The following is an 8,217-nucleotide window of genomic DNA, read 5'->3' as shown; positions in this document are numbered from 1 at the left end:
ATTGAGAAATTTTTACACAAAATTTATTACACTTCCAGCTTTTTTTTAAATTATAGTTAAAATCCGAATCATTAATTAATGAAAAATCAATAACTTTATTTTCTTCATCAATTTTAGATTTAATTAATACTGATTGTTTTAAATAATTATAATTAGTTTTATATTCTAGTGTTCTATGAATAACAATGCTATTATTTTCAAAAATTTGATCAAATGTTTTATCTTTGAAAAAAATCTTTTCAAATTCTGTTAAAATATCATTTTCGCTTTTTTTAGTTTTGCTATTCTCTTCTGTGTAAAATTCCTTAATAGAAGGAATAATTTTATTTTTAAATTCTTCTTTGTTATTGATAATGTGTATGTCATCATTAAATAAAAGATTATTTGAATTAAGTGAATTATTTTTAAAAATTAAAACATCTGATGTAAAAATATTTTGCTCTTTTTGTTTTTGAAATATTAAAGGTCAATAATCTTTAAATAAATCATTTTTAATAAAAAAATTCTCTTTGTATTGAAACTCTTTATATAAATTAAGTAAAATTTTTTCGTTTTCTTCTTTATTTGTTTTAGAAAATACAATTTCTTTATTTTTTTCTGTTTTAATTAATGTAAACCTTTTCTTTTGTGAAACTAATGATGTTTTTCTCGTAGTTTCTCCACTATCAATTCCAGGCAAATTTAAAACTGATATTTCTAAGATATTAAACTTATCAACTGTATTTTCATCAATTATAAAATTTAAAAAATCATTAGTATATCATAAAGATTCATTTTCTAATAAAATTAAATTGTTTTGTGTTAATTCATTTTCTAATTTGTTTCCATTAAGAAAATCTTGTTCAAACATTTTTGTAATTTGTTCTTTGGTTAATCTATTATTTATATTGAATTTATCATATAATTCATTAATTTTACTAACAATTTTTTCATCAAAATCATCAATAGTTTTTATTATTAATTTTTTTTCATTTAAAAAGTTAAAATTATTTTCTTTGCTTTCAAATAATTTTTCTCTAAATTGATCAAAAATAAAACTATTGTTTGCTTTTATATTTTGTTGATCTTGTTTAATTTTAATGAGATTTTCAAAATAAATTGATTTTACTTTAATTTGCTCAATATATTCTTTTATTTCTTTCTGAGCACAAGAAAATAATGAAAATGTCATCGGAAAACTTAAACTAATTAATATTTTTCTTTTATTTTTTAACCACATAAGTAAATGCTAAATTATCCTCAATTGAATTTTCAAATAAAGAAGATTTATACTTTTTAATAACTAGTCTAAAATTAGACGATTCTGTAACATCATATTCTATCAATTCATCATTTGAATCACTAGAAATAGAACTACTTACTTGTATTCAATTTCCTGAATTATCCATTTTTTCTAAAATTAAATCATAATCAGAAAACTTACTATTATTTTGTCTTGAAAAAGCAGTTTCTTTTTTAAGTTGTAACTCTTTTATGTGTTCTTTTTCTCATTTTTCATTTTCTGAATTTATTCTATTTAGTTCTGCTACATTTGCAATAGCACCCCCCAAAGGACCTAAAAATCATCATCAATTTACTTGTGGATTATATTCAACTCTTTTTTCTTCATTTGCTGCAATGCTTGTTTGTGTTAGTGTTATAGGTACTAATATACCAGGTACTGCAGTTATAAATAAAATATTTTTTTTCATTTTTTTTAATACTTTTGATCCTTTTTTAATTTTTGACTTAAATTTATTTAAATCTTTTTAAATTATATCATTTTGCAATGTTTTTTTGGTTATAATATAATAAAAAAATAATTGCTTTTTTTGGACTGCTTTTAAGTTTTAATCATTTCAACCAACAAAAATATTACTTTAATAAAAGTTTTTATATCTAAAAATAATTTGCTAGACTTTTTAGGTATTATCTTATCTGCTAATTTACGACTTACAAAATATTTTGATTTCTTTTATGGAGCAAAACTATTTTTATTTAATACTTTTTATTTAATTTAATTATATTTTAATCAATTTACTTCTGAAGTAATAATAAAAAGTTCAAATTTTTTTATGTTTTTTTGAAAAAAATGATTTTTTTTTAACAAATTATTTATTTTAGGTATATAATTATTTATGGTTGTTATCAACCAAATATTTTCATTTATTAAATTTAAAATTATTGTATTTATTTTTTTATTATTGTTATATTCTTGTTATTAGATTATTTTGTGTATACCCCCTATTATATTTTAGTCTCCTTTCTAAGTTTTTAAATCTTTTAAAGTGTTATTATAATAACTAATCTTAATAATTAAAAATATAAAAAAATTGAAAATCCATTTTGAAAATTACATTACGTTTTCAATATCAAAATCAAGAACAAATTTTCACTGTTTATCTGTTCTTGATTTTTTCTTTTTTTTAGATAAATATAAATATTTTTATTTCTTTTTAATGTATAATTTTTATTAAATATAAAAAATTTTATTAAGGAGAAAAATGTCAAAAATTACAAGCATTCACGCTCGTGAAGTGTTAGATTCAAGAGGTAATCCTACTGTTCAAGTAGAAGTTAAAACAGAATTTGGTGGTTTTGGTTCAGCCATTGTTCCATCAGGTGCTTCAACAGGGACAAGAGAAGCTTTAGAATTAAGAGATCAAGATAACGCTTTTGCATCAAATTGATTTGGTGGAAAAGGAGTTATGCAAGCAGTTAAAAACGTTAATGAAAAAATTGCTCCTATTGTTTTGGGGATGGAAGTTACAGATCAAAGAAAAATAGACTTAGCAATGATTAAATTAGATGGTACTCCATTTAAGAAAAATTTAGGTGCTAATGCTATTCTTGGAGTATCTTTAGCTGTTCTTAGAGCCGCAGCAGATGAATTAGAAATTCCTTTATATAAATATATCGGAGGAACAAACGCAAGAAAATTGCCAGTTCCAATGTTAAACGTTATTAATGGTGGGGAACACGCATCAAATACCATCGATTTCCAAGAATTTATGGTTATGCCATTAGGTGCAAAAACAATAAGAGAAGCTTTACAAATGGCTAATAAAGTTTTCCACAACTTAGCTAAATTATTAAAAAAAGCAGGACACGGAACACAAGTTGGTGATGAAGGTGGATTTGCTCCTAACTTAAAATCACACGAAGAAGCTTTAGACTTTTTAGTTGAAGCTATTAAAGTTGCAGGATTTACACCAGCAACTAAAGGTGAAAATGCTGTTGCTATTGCTTTAGATGCTGCATCATCAGAGTTATATGATTCAAAAACTAAAAAATATACTTTTGGAAAATTAAAAACAGCTATTGAAGCTAAAAAAGAAGGATTTGCAAGTTTAACTGACAAAGTTGAATTTACAACAGATGAATTAGTAGAATACTATGGAAAATTATTTGCAAAATATCCAATTATTTCTGTAGAAGATGGATTTGCAGAATCAGACTGAGAAGGATTTAAAAAATTTAATCAAAAATTTGGTTCAACTCACCAAATAATGGGAGATGATTTAACTGTTACAAATGCTTCTATTTTATCAGAAGCTATTGCACAAGGTTCAATTAACTCAATTTTAATTAAATTAAATCAAATTGGTTCAGTTTCTGAAACACTTGACACAATTGAATTAGCACATAAAGCAGGATTTACAGCTGTTGTATCACACCGTTCAGGTGAATCAGAAGATACAACAATTGCTGATTTAGCAGTTGCAGTAAATGCAGGTCAAATTAAAACTGGTTCTTTATCAAGAACAGATAGAGTTGCAAAATATAACAGATTATTAGCAATTGAAGAAGAATTAGCTGAAGCAGCTGAATATGATGGAGAAAAAACTTTCCACAACTTAAAAAGAAATGTTAAGTAATTAAATTATTTTAATATGCCACAAGATGTAATAAAAATTATTTTTATAGTAATTTGATTATTGATAATATTAAGTTTTATCATTTTAGAACTAGCTACTAATGGAATTTGAACAGCATTAACAAGTATAAGTGCTATTCCTTCATTAATTATCGCTTTAGTAACTAAAGGTGTTTATTGAAGCATAATAGCTCAAATTCTTACTTTTATTGTTGTTTGAATTATTATCTATTTTTCAACATATAAATTACTTAAAAATAGACTTTATTCTACCAAAATAGGTGTAGAAAGAATTCAAGGTTTAACTAAATCTAAGCCTAACATTTTAATTGAAGATAGTTATGAATATGGAGAAGATACTCAAAATTATGGAAAAATTAAAATTGATGGTAAATTTTATAGAACTATTTCAGTTGAAGGTCAAGGAAAAATAGAGAAAGGAAATTGAGTAAAAGTTAAATTTGTAAAAGGAAATATCCTTTACATAGAAAAAACAACTCAAAAGGAAAATTAGTATGATTTGAATTATTATTGTTTCTGTTCTTGCTATTGCGATAATTATATTATTAATAATAGCTTTAATAAGAAGCATTAGAATTATTCCACAATCTGAGTTTGCTGTAGTTGAAAGACTTGGTAAATATAACAAAACACTTAAAAATGGAATAAATTTCCTTTTACCTTTTGTAGACAGAATTGTTAAAAGAGAAAACTTTAAAGAAAAAGTTTTAGATTTCCCAGAACAAGATGTTATTACTAAAGATAATGCAGGAATAAGAGTTGACACAGTTGTCTTTTTAGAAATTACAGATCCTAAACTCTTTGTTTATGGAGCAGAAAATTCTATGAAAGCCATTGAAAACCTTTGTGCTACAACACTAAGAAATCTACTTGGTGAATTAGAATTAGATGAAGCATTAATTTCAAGAGATACTATCAACTCTCAATTAACATTAATTTTAGATGAAGCGTCTGATTCTTGAGGAATTAAAGTACATAGAGTAGAGATTAAGAATATTATCCCTCCTAAAGAAATTCAATCAGCAATGGAAAAACAAATGAAAGCAGAAAGAGAAAAAAGAGCAAATATTCTTGAAGCAGAAGGAAAAAAAGCTTCTCAAATCCTTCTTGCTGAAGGGCAAAAAGCTGCTAAAATTCTTGAAGCTGAAGCTGATAAACAATCAGAAATTCTAAAAGCTGAAGCTAAAAAAACAGCTGAAGTATTAAAAGCTGAAGCCGATCAAAAAGCAATTGAATTATTAAATCAAACAAATATTACAAAAAATATTCTTACTTTAAAATCTATTGAACAACTTGGAGTTCTAGCTAACGGCCAAGCAACTAAAATTATTTTACCACCTAACTTAGGTGACGTTGCTAAAACAATGAGTGTTGCTTCTGAAATATTTAAAGAAGGTGACAAAAAATAAAAACAAAAATATCAAACTAACAAGTTTGATATTTTTAATTTATTTTTTAAAACTAATTTGATTTGTCAAATGCATCAGAAGCAATACTTACTTTTTCTTTATCAATTTCATTAATATTATTTGTTTTTATATCATTTAATTTAAATGCTTCTTTACTTATTATTATTTTTGATAATGGTTCTACAAAGTGAACTGATGTTATTTTATTTCTTTCAAATGCTGCTTTTGAAATTAACTCCAATTTATTTGATTTAAAATCTAAAGAAGTAATTTCATTGTTAAAAAAGGCTGAAATTCCTATTGATTTTAAATTAGAATTTTCTGAAATAACAAATTTTGAAATTTGATTATTTGCAAATGCTTGTTTTCCAATATAAGTTACTGAATCTGGTAAAATAATTTCTTTTATTTTGTTTGTTTCAAATGCATAATTACCTATTGTTTTTAAAATAGTTGCTTTTGAAAAATCTAATTCTTGCAACTCATAATCTATTTTTGATGTTGGTAATGTTCTATTTGTGAAAGCTGAATCTTCAATTATTTCTAAAGTTTGAGGAAAAATAATTTTTTTAAGATGATAGGAAACGATAACTTGGTTATCAACACCATCTTTTTTTATTGTTTCACTTAATAAAATTTCTCTACTTTTTTCACCAGCAAAAGCTCCTGTGTATATAGTTGTAATGGATTCTTTACTCAAGTCTAATGTAAAGGTTTTATGTTCTTTGTCAAATATAACATTAACAAATTCTCCTTTATCATTTTTCTTATTTACAAGATTCTCTCCTTGTTTGGTATTTGCATTATTGTCACCACAAGAAACAGCGACGATAGGTAAAACTAATAATGGACTTATAGATAAAAATATTTTTTTCATAGTTTAAATTTTACACTATTATTTTATTTTCCAATTATAATTTAAATAATATGTATAATTTAATTTCAAAAAATAAGCCTCAAGGCGATCAACCAAAAGCAATTAAAGAACTTTCCGACGGAATAAAAAATAATAAAAAATATCAAGTCTTACTTGGTGTTACAGGCAGTGGAAAGACTTTTACTATGGCTAATGTTATCAAAGAAACAAATAGGCCAGCTCTGATTTTATCACATAACAAAACTTTAGCTTCACAACTCTTTTCAGAGATGAAAAGTTTGTTTCCAGAAAACAAAGTAGAATATTTTGTTTCTCACTTTGACTACTATAGACCAGAATCTTACTTACCAGCTAAAGATGTTTATACGGAAAAATCCAGCAAAACAAACTGAGATTTAGAATCTATGAGAATGTCCACTATCAATGCATTAGTAACTAGAAGAGACACAATTGTTGTCTCCTCTGTTGCTGCAATTTACGGAGCACTTGATCCAAAAGAATATCAATCTAATCTATTTTATATCGAAGTAGGAATGAAATTAAATAGAAGTGATTTATTTAGAACTCTAGCAAAAATAGGTTATGAAAGAACTGATATTGATTTAGAACCAGGAAAATTTAGAACTAAAGGAGATGTTATAGAACTTTTTCCTGTATGAACTGAAGAATTAACTATTAGAATTGATTTTTTTGATGATGAAATTGAAAATATAGTCTATCAAGAAAAATTAAGCAAAAAAACTACAAAAAAAGTTAAAAATTTTGTTATTTATCCAGCAAACTCTTATACAGTAACTAATGATACAATTGAAAGAGCTGTTAAAACTATTGAAACAGAATTAGAAGAAAGATTATATTATTTTGAAAAAGAAAATAAATTAGTTGAAAAACAAAGATTAAATGACAGAGTTCGCAACGACATTGATTCATTAAAAGAATTTGGTTTTTGTTCTGGAATAGAAAACTATTCAAGACATATGGATGATAGAAGAGAAGGTGAAAAACCTTATACACTTTTTGATTATTTACCTAAAGACGCACTTATCTTTATTGATGAATCACATATGACAGTTCCACAACTACAAGCAATGTATAAAGGTGATTATCAAAGAAAAAGAAATCTTGTAGATTACGGTTTTCGTTTACCTTCTGCTTTAGATAATAGACCTTTAAAATTTGAAGAATTTGAAGAAATAGAAAATCAAATTATTTATATTTCAGCTACTCCTGCAGATTATGAAGTTGACAAAACTCACGGGGAAATTACAACACAAATCATAAGACCTACTGGTCTTGTTGATCCAATAATTGAAATTAAATCAACTAAAAATCAATTAGAAACTATGTACAAAGAAATTGATAATCAAATTAAAAATAATGAAAGAGTTATTATCATAACAGGAACAAAAAGGATGGCAGAAGAGTTATCATCTAATTTTAGAGAAAAACACTATAAATCAGCTTATATTCATTCTGAACACAAAACTTTTGAAAGAAATGACATATTAAGAAAATTACGTAAAGGAATTTATGATGTTGTTGTGGGAGTTAATCTACTGAGAGAAGGGATAGATTTACCAGAAGTTTCTTTAATTATGATTCTTGAAGCTGATACCAACTCATTTTCCAGAACAAAAGCTGCACTAATTCAAATGATTGGTAGAGTAGCTAGAAACGATCACGGTAGAGCAATTTTATTTGCTGATTCTATTACAAGCAATATTGAATCTACTTTAAAAGATAATGAAGAAAAAAGAAAAATTCAAATGGAATATAACAAAAAACACAACATCATTCCTAAAACTATCATTAAACCTATTTTTGACCCCATTCAATCAGTTGAAACAATTGATGCTTTAGAAAAATCTTCAAAAGTAAAAGATAAAAAAGAAAAAGAAGAAATAATAAAGGCACTAATAAAACAAAAAAATGAATATATTGCTAAAGATGATTTAGAAAAAGCAATTCAAATCCGAGACCTGATTTTAGAACTAGAATCTGATCTCTAAAATAAAGAAAATTCCTTTATAAAAGAACAAATCTTATATAAAGGA

General features: G+C 24.9%; 7 protein-coding genes. 4 read left to right on the top strand and 3 right to left on the bottom strand.

What is annotated here, in order from left to right; genetic code table 4:
• Together ACXX89_RS01480 and ACXX89_RS01475 are read right to left on the bottom strand one after the other, a co-directional pair.
• The coding region (locus ACXX89_RS01480) for a hypothetical protein (RefSeq protein WP_458557406.1) at positions 1 to 1,171 on the bottom strand (1,171 nt) is incomplete at its 3' end.
• Between the two features lie 31 nt (positions 1,172 to 1,202).
• Positions 1,203 to 1,691 (bottom strand): hypothetical protein, encoded by a 489-nt coding sequence (locus tag ACXX89_RS01475; protein ID WP_458557405.1) that lies wholly within the window; start codon positions 1,689 to 1,691, stop codon positions 1,203 to 1,205.
• Between the two features lie 792 nt (positions 1,692 to 2,483).
• Between ACXX89_RS01475 and eno the strand changes: the two genes are divergently transcribed.
• Genes eno through ACXX89_RS01460 form a run of 3 tightly spaced genes read left to right on the top strand, consistent with a single transcriptional unit; the run spans position 2,484 to position 5,286 of the window.
• Positions 2,484 to 3,857: a phosphopyruvate hydratase gene (eno, locus tag ACXX89_RS01470; protein ID WP_458557404.1), complete on the top strand. Its 1,374-nt coding sequence runs from the start codon at positions 2,484 to 2,486 to the stop codon at positions 3,855 to 3,857.
• A 15-nt stretch (positions 3,858 to 3,872) separates the two neighbouring features.
• Positions 3,873 to 4,370 carry an NfeD family protein gene (locus tag ACXX89_RS01465; protein ID WP_458557403.1) on the top strand — a complete coding sequence of 166 codons (498 nt, stop codon included), beginning with the start codon at positions 3,873 to 3,875 and terminating at the stop codon, positions 4,368 to 4,370.
• A 1-nt stretch (position 4,371) separates the two neighbouring features.
• On the top strand, positions 4,372 to 5,286 hold the full coding sequence (locus ACXX89_RS01460; protein ID WP_458557402.1) for an SPFH domain-containing protein: 915 nt from the start codon (positions 4,372 to 4,374) through the stop codon (positions 5,284 to 5,286).
• Between the two features lie 52 nt (positions 5,287 to 5,338).
• Here ACXX89_RS01460 and ACXX89_RS01455 read toward each other — a convergent pair whose 3' ends face one another.
• On the bottom strand, positions 5,339 to 6,163 hold the full coding sequence (locus ACXX89_RS01455) for a leucine-rich repeat domain-containing protein (RefSeq protein WP_458557401.1): 825 nt from the start codon (positions 6,161 to 6,163) through the stop codon (positions 5,339 to 5,341).
• A gap of 50 nt (positions 6,164 to 6,213) precedes the next feature.
• On the opposite strand from ACXX89_RS01455, the gene uvrB reads away from it, so the two are divergent.
• Positions 6,214 to 8,172 carry an excinuclease ABC subunit UvrB gene (gene uvrB, locus ACXX89_RS01450; RefSeq protein ID WP_458557400.1) on the top strand — a complete coding sequence of 653 codons (1,959 nt, stop codon included), beginning with the start codon at positions 6,214 to 6,216 and terminating at the stop codon, positions 8,170 to 8,172.
• Positions 8,173 to 8,217 lie beyond the last annotated feature (45 nt).

Source organism: Mycoplasma sp. 1012 (genome assembly GCF_054343455.1).
Note: the sequence above shows the minus strand (reverse complement) of the source record. Positions and strands in the feature narration are given on the sequence as shown.